This window comes from Paenibacillus sp. FSL R5-0887 (assembly GCF_038002305.1).
Classification (GTDB): Bacteria; Bacillota; Bacilli; order Paenibacillales; family Paenibacillaceae; genus Paenibacillus_AQ; species Paenibacillus_AQ odorifer.
The window spans coordinates 538,204-553,757 of record NZ_JBBOCE010000002.1 but is presented as its reverse complement, the minus strand read 5'-3'; the positions used below and the strand labels follow the sequence as shown (position 1 = coordinate 553,757).

8 protein-coding genes are annotated in these 15,554 nt (G+C 49.2%); 7 read left to right on the top strand and 1 reads right to left on the bottom strand.

The features are described 5' to 3' along the window. Nucleotides 1-43 precede the first annotated feature (43 nt). The 4 genes from MKY14_RS20285 to MKY14_RS20270 all read left to right on the top strand — a co-directional run bounded on the left by MKY14_RS20285 (nt 44) and on the right by MKY14_RS20270 (nt 10,127). Nucleotides 44-1,387, top strand: a complete 1,344-nt coding sequence (locus MKY14_RS20285) for an ABC transporter substrate-binding protein (RefSeq protein WP_036675860.1) — start codon at nt 44-46, stop codon at nt 1,385-1,387. Nucleotides 1,388-1,486: 99 nt separating this feature from the next. Continuing rightward, on the top strand, nt 1,487-2,425 hold the full coding sequence (locus MKY14_RS20280; protein WP_036675858.1) for a carbohydrate ABC transporter permease: 939 nt from the start codon (nt 1,487-1,489) through the stop codon (nt 2,423-2,425). A gap of 15 nt (nt 2,426-2,440) precedes the next feature. Then, on the top strand, nt 2,441-3,280 hold the full coding sequence (locus MKY14_RS20275; RefSeq protein WP_081383301.1) for a carbohydrate ABC transporter permease: 840 nt from the start codon (nt 2,441-2,443) through the stop codon (nt 3,278-3,280). 148 nt (nt 3,281-3,428) lie between these two features. Next, on the top strand, nt 3,429-10,127 hold the full coding sequence (locus tag MKY14_RS20270) for an S-layer homology domain-containing protein (RefSeq protein WP_340977191.1): 6,699 nt from the start codon (nt 3,429-3,431) through the stop codon (nt 10,125-10,127). Between the two features lie 168 nt (nt 10,128-10,295). On the opposite strand, the gene MKY14_RS20265 is transcribed toward MKY14_RS20270, so the two are convergent. Next, nucleotides 10,296-11,132: a helix-turn-helix domain-containing protein gene (locus tag MKY14_RS20265; RefSeq protein WP_051490882.1), complete on the bottom strand. Its 837-nt coding sequence runs from the start codon at nt 11,130-11,132 to the stop codon at nt 10,296-10,298. Between the two features lie 180 nt (nt 11,133-11,312). On the opposite strand from MKY14_RS20265, the gene MKY14_RS20260 reads away from it, so the two are divergent. The 3 genes from MKY14_RS20260 to MKY14_RS20250 all read left to right on the top strand — a co-directional run bounded on the left by MKY14_RS20260 (nt 11,313) and on the right by MKY14_RS20250 (nt 15,546). Continuing rightward, nucleotides 11,313-12,455, top strand: a complete 1,143-nt coding sequence (locus tag MKY14_RS20260) for a DUF2264 domain-containing protein (protein ID WP_340977189.1) — start codon at nt 11,313-11,315, stop codon at nt 12,453-12,455. A gap of 73 nt (nt 12,456-12,528) precedes the next feature. Continuing rightward, nucleotides 12,529-14,337, top strand: a complete 1,809-nt coding sequence (locus MKY14_RS20255) for a hypothetical protein (protein WP_340977187.1) — start codon at nt 12,529-12,531, stop codon at nt 14,335-14,337. Between the two features lie 72 nt (nt 14,338-14,409). Continuing rightward, on the top strand, nt 14,410-15,546 hold the full coding sequence (locus MKY14_RS20250; RefSeq protein ID WP_076125382.1) for a glycoside hydrolase family 88 protein: 1,137 nt from the start codon (nt 14,410-14,412) through the stop codon (nt 15,544-15,546). Nucleotides 15,547-15,554 lie beyond the last annotated feature (8 nt).

Below are 15,554 nucleotides of genomic sequence, written 5' to 3'. Positions count from 1 at the left end.
AGCCGATCGTAGTTACACAATCAGAAGAAAAGGGGATATTTAAATGAAACTGAAAAGATTCTATGGCATAACCCTCGCCACAGTATTCTCCATGAGTCTGTTGGCTGGATGTTCTGGTAATAACAACAACGAAGGTGCTGCTGCAACGACAGCTCCAGCAACGGGGAATTCTGCAAACGCTTCCGCTGAACCGAGCCAGGAGCCTGTGACTTTGAAATGGGCCTTGTGGGATTGGGAAGCTACCGCTTACTACAAGCCGCTAATCGATGCCTATAAAGCTGAGCATCCGAATGTAACAATCGAATATGTCGATCTGGGGTCGACGGACTATATGACCATGTTAAGCACACAACTGTCCGGTGGCGCAGATCTGGACGTACTTACAATTAAAGATATTCCGGGCTACTCGAACCTTGTGAAACAGAATCACCTAGAGCCGCTTAAAAGCTTTATGAGTGGCAACGCTATTGATCCTTCGGTATATGGAGGTACTGTAGAACAAATCGAAGTGAACGATGAGGTGTATGCGCTTCCTTTCCGCAGCGATTTCTGGATTCTCTACTACAATAAAGATTTGTTCGACAAAGCAGGCGTGGAATATCCAAGCAATGATATGACATTCGAGCAATATGATGAGTTGGCCAGAAAAATGACATCTGGCAGCGGTTCTGAAAAAGTGTACGGAGCTCACTACCATACTTGGCGTAGTGCGGTTCAACTGTTCGGTATTCTGGACGGCAAGAACACTGTTGTTGACGGAAACTACGATTTCTTGAAGCCAACCTATGAGCGGATCCTGAAAGAACAGGAAGACGGCATCGTAATGGATTACGCCACACTGAAGACTTCAAGCACGCACTATTCTGGCGTATTCTACAATAATTCCGTTGCTACTATGAACATGGGCAGCTGGTTTATCGCTACACAGATTGAGAAAGTGAAGAGCGGCGAGTCCCAATCGGCTAACTGGGGCATTGCGAAATACCCTCATCCGGATGGTGTGGAAGCCGGTACAACCTTGGGTACAATTACATCCCTAGCTGTAAATCAGAAATCCAAACATAAAGAAGCCGCACTTGATTTCATGAAATTCGTGACTGGTGAAGAAGGCGCTAAAGTCATTGCTTCCACCGGAACCATTCCAGCGATTAAGAATGATGAAGTTATCAATTCCATTACTTCCATCGAGGGCTTCCCTACGGATGAGAACAGCAAAGCGGCACTGACTACTGTTAAGACTTATCTGGAAATGCCTATGCATGAAAAGAGCGCAGACATCGAAGTTATTTTGAATGAAGCGCATGACAATATTATGACTAAAAATGCTTCGATTGACGAAGGTTTGGATGATATGAATGCTCGCGTACAGCAGCTCTTGAATAATTAACCTTAAGAGAGCCGGTTCTAAGGGCGGGTGTAAGCCCGCCTTTTATATTAAAAAGTATAGATTTGTGGGGAAAGTTTTAGAAGGTTTGGAGGAGAAAGAATGCAGAACGAAACCATATTGGGTACAAAAAAGATCCCTAAACGTCATTTGTCAAAAGGTGTCCGGGAAAACCTGGTAGCTTACAGCTTCATTGCGCCGAACTTTATCGGATTTGCCCTGTTTACACTGGTACCTATGTTTTTTGCCTTTATCCTTGCTTTTGTGAAATGGGACGGGGCCAATCCAATGAAGTTTATCGGGCTGGACAATTTCACCCGGTTGATCAGAGATACAACATTTCACAAAGCATTATGGAATACCATTGTTTACACTATTGGCGTAGTACCGTTCACCATGATTGTCGCGCTGGCGCTGGCGATTCTGCTTAATCAGAAGATAATGGCCCGCAATTTCATGAGAACCGTATTCTTTTTCCCTTATGTAGCATCCCTGGTAGCCGTTGCTGCGGTATGGAACTTTATCTTCAGTCCTACGATGGGTCCGATCAACAATATCCTGCATACCCTTACCGGTATCCCGCTGGAGGATCTTCCCCGCTGGGCAGCGGATAAACACTGGGCGATGTTCACAGTAATACTGTTTACAGTGTGGAAAAACATGGGTTATTACATGGTTATTTACTTGGCAGGTCTTCAGGGCATCAACCCTGAATTGTATGAGGCTGCTGAACTTGATGGTGCGGGCGCGTGGAGAAGATTCCGCAATGTGACGGTCCCTCAACTGGCGCCTACCTCTTTCTTTGTTCTGATGATTCTAGTCATCAATTCGTTCAAAGTCTACGATATCTTTATCAACCTATTTGCCGGTGCCGATAACCAGTTGAATGATTCTACAAGGGTTATGGTGTATCAAATCTATAATACGGCGTTCCGCTCGCTTGATTACGGATATGCCAGCGCCATGGCCATTGTATTGTTTCTGCTGGTACTTGGCATCACCATCGTCCAGTTCCGCGGCGAGAAGAAATACGGACAATAGGAGGATTCAAAAGATATGGTTGGTAAAAGTAAAGGACTTAGAATCAGCATTATGGTTCTTGTGTATATTTTGTTGTTTGCGACAGTACTGGCGATGCTGGTTCCGTATATATGGATGTTGTCTTCTTCACTCAAGATGAACAAAGATGTCTTTTCCTTCCCAATGCAGTGGATTCCACAGAATCCGCGCTGGGAGAATTTCGCGGATATCTGGACACGGATTCCGCTGGGCCGTTTTATTTACAATACGGCGAAACTATCGATTATCGTAACGATTCTACAACTACTGACTTCCAGTTTTGCTGCGTACGCGTTCTCCAAACTGCATTTCCGGGGAAAAAACATTCTATTCCTTGGATATATTGCAACGATTGCGATCCCTTGGCAGGCTTACATGGTGCCGCAATTTATCCTGATGCGTTACATGGGGCTTAACAATACGCATTTGGCAATCATACTGCTGCAGGCATTCTCGGCATTTGGAGTATTTCTGATGCGCCAGTTCTATCAAGGTGTTCCGGATGAATTATGCGAGGCTGCCCGTATTGACGGCTTGAGCGAATATGGAATTTGGGCGCGAATCATGCTGCCGTTGTCCAAGCCAGCCTTGTCTACATTGACGATCTTCACCTTTGTCGCTACCTGGAATGACTTCCTGGGGCCAATGATTTATCTGACAGATACGAAACTCAAGACTATCCAAATCGGACTAAGAATGTTCATCTCGCAATATTCCGCCGAATATGGGCTGATTATGGCCGCGAGTGTGGTGTCCATTATTCCAGTTGTAATTGTTTTCCTGGCTCTGCAAAAGTACTTTGTACAAGGTGTTGCAGCATCGGGCATTAAGGGCTAGAACCGTATTTCACCTGGCAGTTGCATTTTTCATAGGCTGCCAGGTTTTTTATAAGTCAAAGGGATCTGTATAACTCTAGTAATTATTCGTTTAACAATAAAATGAATACGCTTTCTTTTATTATTGGCCATCAAAGGAGGAGAAGAGAATGAACAGAAAGCACTTTCGAAAAAGGCTTTTCTCAATAACGATGACTACTGCGCTCGTAGTTGGGATGTTTCCGGCATTCACTCTGCCTGCAGCCTCTGCTGCTACCGTAAATTCTATCTACGCTGCCGCCCATATGGGGGCTACAACAATTGCAGATACTACGCTGCCAGCTAGCATTGATATCGGAGGCCAGAGCACAGCAGTGAACTGGAATATTGGAGCAGATACCTTTGCCGTGCCATACGATGCCGTGACCGTCAGCGGTACAGCAAACGGGGGGCCGGTCGTTGCCAGTGTGGAAGTTATTCCGCCCGCAAGTAATCCGTTGGTTTACTTTGTGGATAGCGGCAGAGGGGGCGATTCCGTAGGCAACGGGCCTACTTCCTCGCCGCTGTACGAAGCGGTCCGCACGCTGAGCGGCAGCGATTTGCTCAACCAGTCACCCGACCAGAAGTATATCAGCGGTACGGCGGACTGGGGATTTGATGATTCCGTAAACAAGGTCAAGAATTCCAAAGACGGGGGACTTACCGATCCAGCCACCGATCCGTCCCTATGGACTGTCGGACTTCGTGCCGACCCTGCCAGCAATCATATCGTGTATAAATTAAAAGCGCTTGAAGCTGGAACCTATACGCTCAGCAGCGGTTTCCATGATTGGTACGGCAGCCGCTCCCGTGTAATACGTCCTCAGATCGAGTATAAGGATGCTAGCGGGGCAACCAAGAACATCTTGTTTGACCAGTTCAACACTAATGTGACTAAACTAATTTCCGGCGAATTCACCATTCCTGGAGACATTGACGTTAGTAGTCCGATGACGTTGACTTACGCCTATGTTGCTGACGAAAAACCTATTTTGAGCTGGTTCGCCGTTGCCAAGGGCGGAATCAAGAAACAGATCGAAGAGGCTACACAGAGCGCAGCTTCTATGGTCAAGGTTCTGCTTGACGGCAACGATATCCAAGCTGACAATGTCAACGGCCTCACATTCAAGGGATTTGGCGTACTAAGCGCTAACAGCACCAGTGCGCTTTTGATGGACTATAAGTCAGAGCATCCAGAGGCTTATGCAGAAATGCTACAGATCTTGTTCGGTGGAGAACATCCGCTCATGACGCATGTGAAAATCGAGATGGGCAATGACCGCAATAACTCCACGGGACCTGACCCGGCGACTATGCGTACGGCCGATGAAGAGGCAAATGTTACCCGGCATCCCGGCTTCCAGCTTGCCGCAGATGCCAAGGCAGTGAACCCTGATCTTAAAGTGAGTATCCTGCGATGGAGTGCTCCGGCCTGGGCGAATAACAACGACAAAATCTATACCTGGTACAAAAAAACCATTCTGGCTGCTTATCGTGAATACGGTTATATGGCCGATTACGTTAATCCTTATATCAACGAGCACGCTCCAGATTTGGCGTGGACCAAACAGTACGCTGAGAGAGTCAAGACTGACAGCGAAGGCTTCAACAGCACCGAAGAGCGGGAACTGTACAACCGGATCAAGTCTGTGATATCCGATGAAGTCGGGATTGGCAGCTTCGGTGCCAGTATGGTGAGTGATCCTTCTCTGCGGGAAGCCGTGCCGATCGCTGGATACCACTACAACACGGACGACGACAGCGCAGGCAATTTCAAAAAACTTGCAGAACAATATGATATTGAGGTTTGGAACAGCGAGGCGCAGTCTACCTTCAGTAATTCCTCTTTCCGTCCCAACAACAATATGAAAGATCCTACAGTGGCAGGAACAGGAATTGGTGGTGTCGGCAGTCCGCTGGAGATGAGTAACACGATTATTAAAGGATTCGTTAACTCCCGCCGGACACACTTTATTTACCAGCCCGCCATTGGTTCCTTTTATGAAGGCGGACAATATTCCTTCAAGGAATTGGTCAGCATGCGCGATCCGTGGTCGGGATGGATTCATTATGATGCGGGTCTTGTCACTCTGCAGCATTACAGCTGGTTTGCGAATGTTGGCTGGGAGAACGAGGATAATACTGCTGGGATCTGGCGAGCGGTTCCTCAAGCCAGCTCTACAGGTGCGACAGGCACCAATCCGGTCAGCGGACGCAACGGTTCCCCTAGCTATATAACCCTTGCAGCACCTGATAAAAAAGATTTCTCGACGGTTATCGTGAACGATAGCGAGTATTCCAAAATCTACAAGCTGCAGACAGTCAATATGGCTTATACGGGTAATCCATCCATGGAAGTATGGGAAACCCGTGCCGCTGATGCAGGAGAAGCGTTCAACAGCAATTATATGCAGTATCTCGGTGATGTCACTGCTGATGGCAGCGGGGTGTATACCGTTAAGGTTAAACCGTATTCGACCGTGACTGTGTCTACTTTGAAGAACAAGGACAAAGAAGAATATAATACACCGCTGCCTGTAGAAGGCGAGCGTACCGTACTGGATACCGATACTACAGGAGCAGGACACAGTACTGGGGACAACATTCTGTACGCTGATGATTTTGACTATTCCAAGCAGACTGTTGTGAAGATTGGTGCAGGCGGTCAATCTGAGGGTACCCAGAGCTATATCAAATCCCGCGGCGGTTCCCAAAGCGTTATCCCGCGTTATACCCATGACCGCAACGGGGCATTTGAGGCCTATCTTCCGGACGGTTCAGACAATTATGTCCTGCGGCAGCAGCTGGACACGGGAACCATGGGGCTTGGCGGCACATGGAACAGCGGAGATCCCGTAACGGCCATCGGCGACAACCGGTGGATGAACTACAAGGCCAGTGTTGATGTTTCGTTCGAAACAAACAATACTCAGGGCGGAGCCAATTATGCTGCGATAGGCGCCCGTTATCAGGGAGGTGGCAGTTCCCACTCCATAACCGGTACACCGTATGTGCTGAAATTCTGGTTCGACGGCGGCTGGCAGCTGCTGGTCAACAATAGCGCAGTTGCGAGCGGAAATGCCGCGAACGGTTCCGGCGGCGTGAAGATCGACGGATTCGACACCGCATATGACGCATGGCATAATATTGCCGTTCAGGTTGCAGGCGATAAAGTGACTGCCTATCTGGATGGGGTGAAGCTGGCTTCCTATACCGACCCTACTCCTGAATTGTCCGGCCGGGTAGATCTGGCCAGCGGCTACTATCACGTCCGCTTCGATAATTTGAAGGTGGAGAAGGTTGAGGGCTACACGCCGTATTATTCAGAGCTTCTAGACAATCTTGAAATGTATGACCTGGCTGCGGCTCCGAATCCTAAACTGATATATACCGGGTCGTGGAGCCATATAAATGGAGCGGGCATGTACATTTACCAGCGTTCTCTTTCTACCAGCCAGGCTGTAGACGCTGCAATGGAATATACGTTTGAAGGCACCGGACTGGATATTCTAGGAGCGAATAACGGATCGGCGAAGCTTGAGGTAACAGTGGACGGAAAAGTTATTGCTCTATTGGCTGATACAGTAGCTTCCAAGGAGCTGTACCAGACGTACGCACTCCGCGGGCTTAAATATGGCCAGCACCATGTGCAGATAAAGGTGGTAAGCGGCACCTTGGTTGTCGACGCGGTGGCGGTTGTTTCCGGGGAAGTAACTGGTACTGTAGATACTGCTGCTCTTCAGGCGGCGGTAACAGCCGCGAAAGAAATGAACAAACAGGATGAATATTCGGACAGAGACTGGCAGCTCTTCGTAGATGCACAGAGCGATGCACAAGGAGCACTGGATAATCCTATTTTATACAAATTGGATCAGGAAGGAGTTACTCAGCTTGAAGCACGCCTGATCTCCGCCCAGAACCAGTTGACTACGGGAGATATACGGGAGCTTGTCGCTCCTCAGGATTTGGCTACTTATGCTGGAAAACTGCCGAATCTTCCAGACAAGGTGGAAGCCACTCGGGCAGACGGATCCAAATTGCTGGTATCAGTAAAGTGGAATGTAAATGCAGCCAGCTTCAACAATCCGTATGAACGGGTAGCTGTAACCGGCACTTATGGAAATCTGAAAACAACTTGTTATGTGGAAGTGGTACCGGAGGGGCTCTTATACTTCCTCGATGCTGGTGTATCGGTGGACGGTATCACGCCGCCGTATACATTAATCAAGGATTTTGTAGGTGACAGCTTGCTTAATAACAAGGCGGATCAGCCTTCGACAGGCAATGGCGTATGGGGGCATACCAGTACTAAGTACCTCCTCAAGGGGCTTGGTGGTGCTGTAGTTCCTTCTGATAAAAGTCAGACAGGTGTTTATGGTTCGGATACAAAAAATAATCCACTTGTATACCTGCTCCCTTTGAACGCAGGCAAATATACGATTACGTCATTCCATCGGGACTGGTGGAACAACACCAACCGCACGATGGATATTACGCTTAGCTATATCGACGCTGAAGGGAAAGAAGTGACCAAACCGGTCCGAACCGGACTCGTCGCAGGTCCTAATGGCGCTATGATTAACTATGACTTCACGCTTCCGGTGAGCGGTACTGTGAAATACTCAATAAACAATACGTATTCAGGCAATCAGGCTGCATTGATCAGCTATGTGGCTGTAGCTAGAGATAAAGCCAGTGTTGTTAATGAGCAGGCTGTAAATGAGGCTAAGAGTATCATAGAAGGTGCGGTATACAGCGTGCAGAAGGAAGTGGCAAACAGCGAAGAAGCTGTCCAGACTTGGCTGCTGCAGACGATAGGCGCTCTGCCCGGTCTCAATGATACCGGAGTTACGATCGGTGAGATTACCTTGTCTTCCTTCCAAGAAGCAACCGATGAGACTAACGGCAGCTTCAGCTTTACGGTATCACTTAGTAAGGGAGAGGCTACAGCGGACAGTTCAGCGAGCGGAACAATCAAGCTGCCGGAGCCGGATACTGTTCAGCCTTTGATTACTCTGTTAGGTGATGCAATAGTGAATTTGCACATCGGTTCTGAATATACAGATGCAGGAGCGACTGCTTATGATGACAAGGATGGTGATATTACAGACCGTATAACTACAACAGTTAGCAGTGAAGTATACGGTTTGACTGCTCTCGATACAGCGAAAGCTGATATTTATACCTTCCATTATAATGTCAGCGATACTGCGGGCAATAAGGCTGAAGAAGTGACAAGAAAAGTAGTCGTTGCACTTGATCCGGATGTAATGAAGCCGGTGATTACACTGCTTGGTGAACCGTCCATTCAACTGGAAAATGGCGCAAGCTATATGGATGCCGGAGCGACAGCGGTAGATGACCGTGACGGCGACATTACGGAGCACATTGTAGCAACGATTACGAAGAATGAGGAGAATGTGCTGGCACTGGACACTAAGGCGGCAGGCATCTACACCTATCATTATAATGTGAGTGATGCGGCGGGCAACGCGGCTATCGAAGTGACTAGAACCGTGACAGTGGGCGAAGCAGAGCAACCTCCGGTAGTGACGCCAACACCAACACCGACACCAACACCAACACCAACACCGACATCGACGCCGGAACCGGAGCCAACAACAGCAGCAACATCTACGCCGGCGCCAACGGAAGCACCAGTGTGGACGGTAGCACCGACACCAGCAGTCACCCCGTCCCCAACGCCAACACCGCTGCCGCAGACCGAAAAGGTTCTTGATCCAAAGGATTTCACGGCACCGGTTGAAGGAGTAATAACGGTTCAGCTTACTGAAGCTACAGAATCCGTGCTCCTTCCAGCAGGACTATCAGGAATCATCGGAGAGAACACTCTACGTCTGGCTTGGAGTAAGGTTGCTATCGATCTGACCCCAGAAGTGCTGAAGAGCATTCAAGAAAAAGCTACTGGAGGTCAAACGGAGGGGGCGCAAATTAAGCTCTCAGCAGTGAAGGTATCCAGAGATGCTGTGGAACAGTTAATCAATAATCCGGCTGTTAATGGTTCCGTACATTTATCTGCGGCGAGTGATGTGATTAACTTCAGCTTGGAGGTTGTTGCTGCGAACGGCACTGCTGTAACGGTAACTGCTTTTGATAAACCGTTGACACTTACGTTCAACGTAGATCCGGATGCCAATACAAGCTTGCTCGGCAGCTACTATATTTCTGCAAATGGTGCGCTTGAATTCATGGGCGGAACGTTGACTAATGGTAAATGGACTGCTGAAATACGGCATTTCAGCCAGTATGCAGTCCTGGAATACGATAAGCTGTTCACAGATGTCAGCAGTGACAGCTGGGCCAGCAATGTGATTAAGACCATGGCTGCGAAGCATATTATTGAAGGCATTTCCAGTACGGAGTTTAATCCGCAAGGGGATGTAACTAGGGCACAATTCGCTGCTATGATTGCACGCGCGCTTGGGCTTAAGGCAGGAAGCCATGCAACATTTGGTGATGTGGATTCCAAAGCCTGGTATGCCGAAGCCGTGGCAGCTGTTAGCGGAACGGGTATCGTGCTCGGACGCAGTGCGGATTCGTTCGCCCCGGATCAGAGCATTACCCGCGAGGAAATGGCTGTGATGATCGTTCGTGCTTATGAATATTTGCAGGGAAGCGAGACCAATGAACCTGCTGTAGGATCGTTCAGTGATTATTCCCGGGTTCATGACTGGGCGAAGAACGCAGCAAACATCGCCGAACAGGCGGGACTGATCAAGGGACGCGGCAATAAGCAATTCGCGCCACAAGAGACGATGACCCGTGCCGAAGGTGCGCAAGTTATCTCCAATCTGCTGGGATATTTGTAAGTAGCATTTCAAAGAACCTGGCAGGCTGCATTAAGCGGGCTGCCAGGTTCTTTATAGATTTGGAGAGGCGGGGGAGTGCTTAGGAAAACAGCGGCCGGAAGTCCAACTATTCACCGCAGTAGCGATTGCATCTTTTTTTGAAAAATCCTTGAATTTGAGTTTTAAAGCTCAGCTTCTTTTACTATATTTTCCGGGTGGAATGCCCGTGATGTTCTTGAAGGTACGGATGAAATTGGCATAATCGTTAAAGCCGGACAGATAGCAGGTATCGGATACGGAGTTCCCGGCGGACAAGAGCTGCTTGGATAACGCAATTTTTTTGAGCAAGACGTAACGGTAGATGGTTCCGCCTGTCTGCTGTTTGAACAGATGGCTGAGATAATATTTATCGACGTTCAGTTCTCCAGCGATTTGCTCCAGTGACAGATTTAGATGCAAGTGGTTGTCGATATAGCTCATGGCTGATTGAATATGTGAGGAAATGATGCTGGGCACGGTAGATCGGGTGCGGCTGTACAGCTCATTGATGAGGACGAGGATCTGAACCAGGTAGGTCAGAGCCAGAACTTCACTCCCGTACTGCTGATTCTCTAATGTCTCAATCAGGCGGGAAGCAAGGACTGTATACTCTTCAATCAGCGGTTCATCCATTTGCGCGAGATTATGCTCTCCGGGCTGGCGGTTCTGGAAACAAGCGAGCAGATTTGTAGTTGCGGTACAGAAGGGATAGACAAGTGGAGCTTTGAAATGGATTGTCAACCGTTCATAGGGCTCCGGAGATAAATTGATGATTTTATGAATCTCGTGATTGTTGAACAACAGGACATTGCCCCGCTGCAGGGGATAGCTGAACTGATCTACAAAACCGTTCACCTTGCCGCCCAAGAACAGGAAAATTTCATAGTGGTCATGGATGTGGAAATCCCTGGTAGGTGAGATCGGCGAATTTCCGATACCTGCCAAAATATCTCCATCGAACGGCTCATAATACTGGGCATGCTTCATTGGAACTGCCCCTTTCAGATTGATCACAATATACGCAATAAAACATCATTATTCGCAAAGACATTGCAATAATACAACACTAAACTATAGTAGAAGATTACGCAATATAACAAGATTCAGGCGTTAGGCAAGAGAAGTAGCTGTAGCTGATTAGATGCAATTGAAAGGGTGGAATTGTGCATGAATGGGAAGGAACAGCGTAAATACTGGCTGGATACAATGCTGCTGATCGGGGGGCCTGTGCTGAATGCTTTGGCTGAGCGGAAATTAAAGGAACAGTTGCCTACAAAGTTTCATAGTGACCGGAGCCAGTTTGCCCATTTGGAGGCTTTTGCTAGATTGGCATGTGGAATGGCCCCTTGGCTTGAGCTAGAGGGACTTGAGGGTGAGGAAGAACAGCTTAGAGCGCGTTATGCCGGGCTAATGCTGGAAGCCATTGATGCCGCTGTTGATCCGAATTCACCTGACTATATGGAATTCAAGGCTGAAGGCCAACCGCTGGTAGATGCGGCATTCCTGGCACATGCGCTGGTGCGTGCACCAAAGCAGCTTGCCGGCAAGCTGAGTGCACGGGTCAAAGGCAATGTAATAACAGCGCTGAAGCAGACACGCCGGACAGCGCCAAGCGGCAGCAACTGGCTGCTGTTCAGCGCAATGGTGGAAGCCGCTTTGTATATACTTGGCGATCCTGAATATGACCGGATGCGCGTTGGCTATGCGGTCCATATGTTCATGGATTGGTATAAGGGCGACGGAGTTTACGGGGATGGCAAGGACTTTCACTGGGATTATTACAACAGCTTTGTTATTCAGCCGATGCTGGTGGATGTGGTAGCACTTTTTGAACAGGAGTCGGAGCAATATTCCGCATTGAAACCGCTGATTCAGGAACGGGCACAGCGATACGCTACTGTTCTCGAACGGATCATTGCACCGGATGGAACCTATCCCTTTATCGGGCGTTCGATCGTTTACCGTTTTGGGGCGTTTCAACTGCTGTCGCAGGCGGCGCTGCAGCATTTTTTGGAGGAAGCATTGCCCCCTGCACAGGTACGCTGCGCTTTGACAGCTGTGATTACGCGAATTATGGAATATCCGGGTACGCTTGATGAGTCCGGATGGCTACGTCCGGGGGTATACGGTTATCAGCCGGAGCTTGCGGAGAGCTATATCAATACAGGCAGTCTTTATTTATGCGCCTCCGTATTCCTCCCGCTGGGGCTGCTCCCTTCTGATCCATTCTGGTCAGGGGAAGAGATGAAATGGACTTCACTAAAAATTGCAGCCGGTGAGGATGTTATGAGAGATCATGCCTTGGAATAAAAAGTATTCAGCCATATTAGTGAAGAATAAGATGCTTCGCGGATCTGACTGACCTTTAAGGAGGAAAAAAGGCATGAATAAACAGATGCTTTTGGAAATAGTGCATGAAATGAAGCCAGTCGATCTGAGCTTGTATTATCCAAAGGGGGATGCGGCTGCTTTTTGGAAACGGGCGTTATCATCGGGAGTACTACAGGCAGATATCAGCGAGATCCGCGCGGAGGCGGTAAGGCTGGACGGGCAGTCTATACCTGAACTGTCGTATACGTTATTTTCCATTTATTCGCGTACGGGTTCAAGGCTGGAATATGAACGGGTCTATTTTGAACGGAGAAGAAGGCTGAATACTTATGTATTTCTGGCTTTGCTGGAGCCGGATCATCCGGAAGTACTGGAGAAGCTGGAGGACATCCTCTGGGCTATTTGCGATGAGTACACCTGGTGTCTTCCGGCCCACCTCCCAGCGGATCATAATGCAGCTGATATCAACCGGAATATTGATCTGTTTTCTTCCGAGACCGGATTTACTTTAAGTGAAGTTTTACTTTTGCTCGGGGAACGACTTTCGCAGCTTCTGAGATCCCGAATCCACCATGAAGTAGAGCGGAGACTGTTTCGTCCATTTCTTGAAAATGGTCCTTATGATTGGGAGACAGCGCGGCATAATTGGGCAGCGGTCTGTGCGGGATCAATCGGGGCTGCTGCCTTGCTGTCTGTGGAGGACCCAGCCATGCTTGCGGATATTCTGCTGAGGACAGAGCGCGCCATGTTGTATTACCTGGAAGGGTTCGGTGAGGACGGTGCTTGTCTGGAAGGCCTTGGGTACTGGAATTATGGGTTTGGTTATTTCACTTATTATAGCGATCTCCTCTGTTCCAGAAGCGCAGGCAGACTGGACTGGTTCAACCAAGAGAAGGTAGCGCAAATCGCGCGCTTCCAACAAAAATGTTTCATTGACGGAAGTCATGTAGCCAATTTCTCTGATTCAGTGCCTCAGGTGCTAGTACATATGGGATTGTCCCATTATCTGGCGGAAGTCTGTACGGATGTCGAACGCCCCCCATCCGCTTTGCGCGCTCCTTACACTGAAGATCATTGCAGCCGCTTTGCACCGGCTTTCCGCAATCTGATCTGGACCAGGGCTGGCAAGGAGGACGAAGCTTGGCGAGCCGCCAGCTATTATCTCCCTGATGCCGCTTGGCTTGTCTCGCGTTATGTGTCGGAGGCGGGTTCATTCGGATTCGCCGCCAAGGGCGGGCACAATGCTGAACCGCATAACCATAATGATCTGGGACATTTCATTCTGAGCGGCCGGGGAGAGATCTACGCATCCGATCTTGGAAGCGGAGAGTATACTGCTGATTATTTTGGGGCTGGCCGTTACCAGTATGACTGCAATGGATCGCAGGGTCATTCGCTGCCGATCATTGATGGCCAGTATCAGCTGGCCGGTCGGGCGTTCAGCTCCACAGTGCTGCATGCATCGGCGGAGGAGAATGATGAGCTGACACTGGATCTGACACAGGCGTATCAGGTAACAGGACTACAGTCCTTAATCCGTTCGTTCGTCTGGCATAAAGAGGAATGTCCTCGGCTGGAGCTTACAGACACTTACCGGTATGCGGGAATTCCGGCGAGCTGGACGGAGCGGTTTGTCACCTGGCGTGAGCCGAAGCTCCTTCATCCGGGTACCTTGCTGCTGCCGGGGACTACGGCTCGCGGCGTTGAAGTGACTTACGATTCACTGAAAGTTGAGCCGGAGATTACTGTGCATGTGTACCGGGATCATTTTGGTATGGAGAAGCTCTGGTATAGTCTGGACTTCCATGTGCTTCAGCTTGGCGCGGTGGGCAAACTGGTATTCACTTTTCAATTTCTATAAAAGATGGGCCTGAGCTTATAAAAAGTCCTCTATCAGAGGGTAGAGGCTAATTCGAATAAAGGCGGGATTTAGATGAGTAGATTAGTAAAGCAAGCTTGGGTAGACGAGGCTTGGGGCAAAGCCTTGGAGAAGACTAGAACGAACAGCCGGAGAATCGGTGCAGAATTCCCCCATGCGAGTCAAGGCGGCAAATACGTGCTTGAAGCACCAAACTGGTGGACGGCCGGCTTTTGGCCGGGAATGCTCTGGCAGCTCTATGCTGAGAGTGGTGATGAGGATTTGAAAGCGATTGCAGAGCAGTGTGAGGAACGTCTTGACGAGGTGCTGGATGGTTATGTGAAGCTGGACCATGACCTAGGTTTTATGTGGCTGTTGACGAGTGTTGCGAACTACAAGCTCACGGGCAGAGAAGCATCACGAGTCCGGGCGTTGAAGGCAGCCAACTATCTGGCGGCCCGCTTCAATCTGAAAGGACGCTACATCCGGGCCTGGAATCCATGGAGTGAAGGCGAGGATAACAGCGGGGTAGCCATTATCGATTGCTGTATGAATACCAGCCTGCTTTTTTGGGCCTCCGAAGTAACAGGGGATCCACGTTATCGGCATATCGCTGAGGCGCATATGGATACGGTGCTGGAGCACTTCATCCGGCCGGATGGTTCGGTTTATCACATCGTCAAATTCAACCCGGAATCGGGCGAAGTGGTTGAAAAGCTTGGCGGGCAAGGTTATGCGCCCGAGTCGGCTTGGTCGCGCGGGGCAGCCTGGGCGCTCTACGGACTGTCATTGGCCTATCATCATACGGGCAAACAGAGTTACCTCAATGCAGCCAAGCAGGTCGCGCATTTCTTCTTGACCCGTCTGCCCGAAGATTACGTTCCACATTGGGATTTCCGTGCTCCCGGTGAAGTTGGGGAGATTCGGGATAGCTCTGCAGGTTCCTGTGCAGCGAGTGGCTTGCTCCTGCTGGCTAGCCAGGTGGACGACTCGGAGGCTCATGTGTATCGGAACGGGGCTATAAGAATTACTGAATCCCTTTATCGGAATTATGGAACTTGGGACAATGCAGAAGAAGAAGGATTGCTGCTTCATGGTACGAGTAACTATCCTGAGAATCGGAATATAGATGTTCCGCTTATCTATGGTGATTTCTTCTATGTCGAAGCGCTAGCCCGGCTAAAAGATGCCGGACCGTTCTACTGGGAATAGGGGGCATA

What these genes read in the sequence shown, in the direction of transcription:
- MKY14_RS20285 (WP_036675860.1), top strand. Translation starts at nt 44, where the DNA reads ATGAAACTGAAAAGATTCTATGGCATAACCCTCGCCACAGTATTCTCC.
- MKY14_RS20280 (WP_036675858.1), top strand. Translation starts at nt 1,487, where the DNA reads ATGCAGAACGAAACCATATTGGGTACAAAAAAGATCCCTAAACGTCAT.
- MKY14_RS20275 (WP_081383301.1), top strand. Translation starts at nt 2,441, where the DNA reads ATGGTTGGTAAAAGTAAAGGACTTAGAATCAGCATTATGGTTCTTGTG.
- MKY14_RS20270 (WP_340977191.1), top strand. Translation starts at nt 3,429, where the DNA reads ATGAACAGAAAGCACTTTCGAAAAAGGCTTTTCTCAATAACGATGACT.
- MKY14_RS20265 (WP_051490882.1), bottom strand. Translation starts at nt 11,132, where the DNA reads ATGAAGCATGCCCAGTATTATGAGCCGTTCGATGGAGATATTTTGGCA.
- MKY14_RS20260 (WP_340977189.1), top strand. Translation starts at nt 11,313, where the DNA reads ATGAATGGGAAGGAACAGCGTAAATACTGGCTGGATACAATGCTGCTG.
- MKY14_RS20255 (WP_340977187.1), top strand. Translation starts at nt 12,529, where the DNA reads ATGAATAAACAGATGCTTTTGGAAATAGTGCATGAAATGAAGCCAGTC.
- MKY14_RS20250 (WP_076125382.1), top strand. Translation starts at nt 14,410, where the DNA reads ATGAGTAGATTAGTAAAGCAAGCTTGGGTAGACGAGGCTTGGGGCAAA.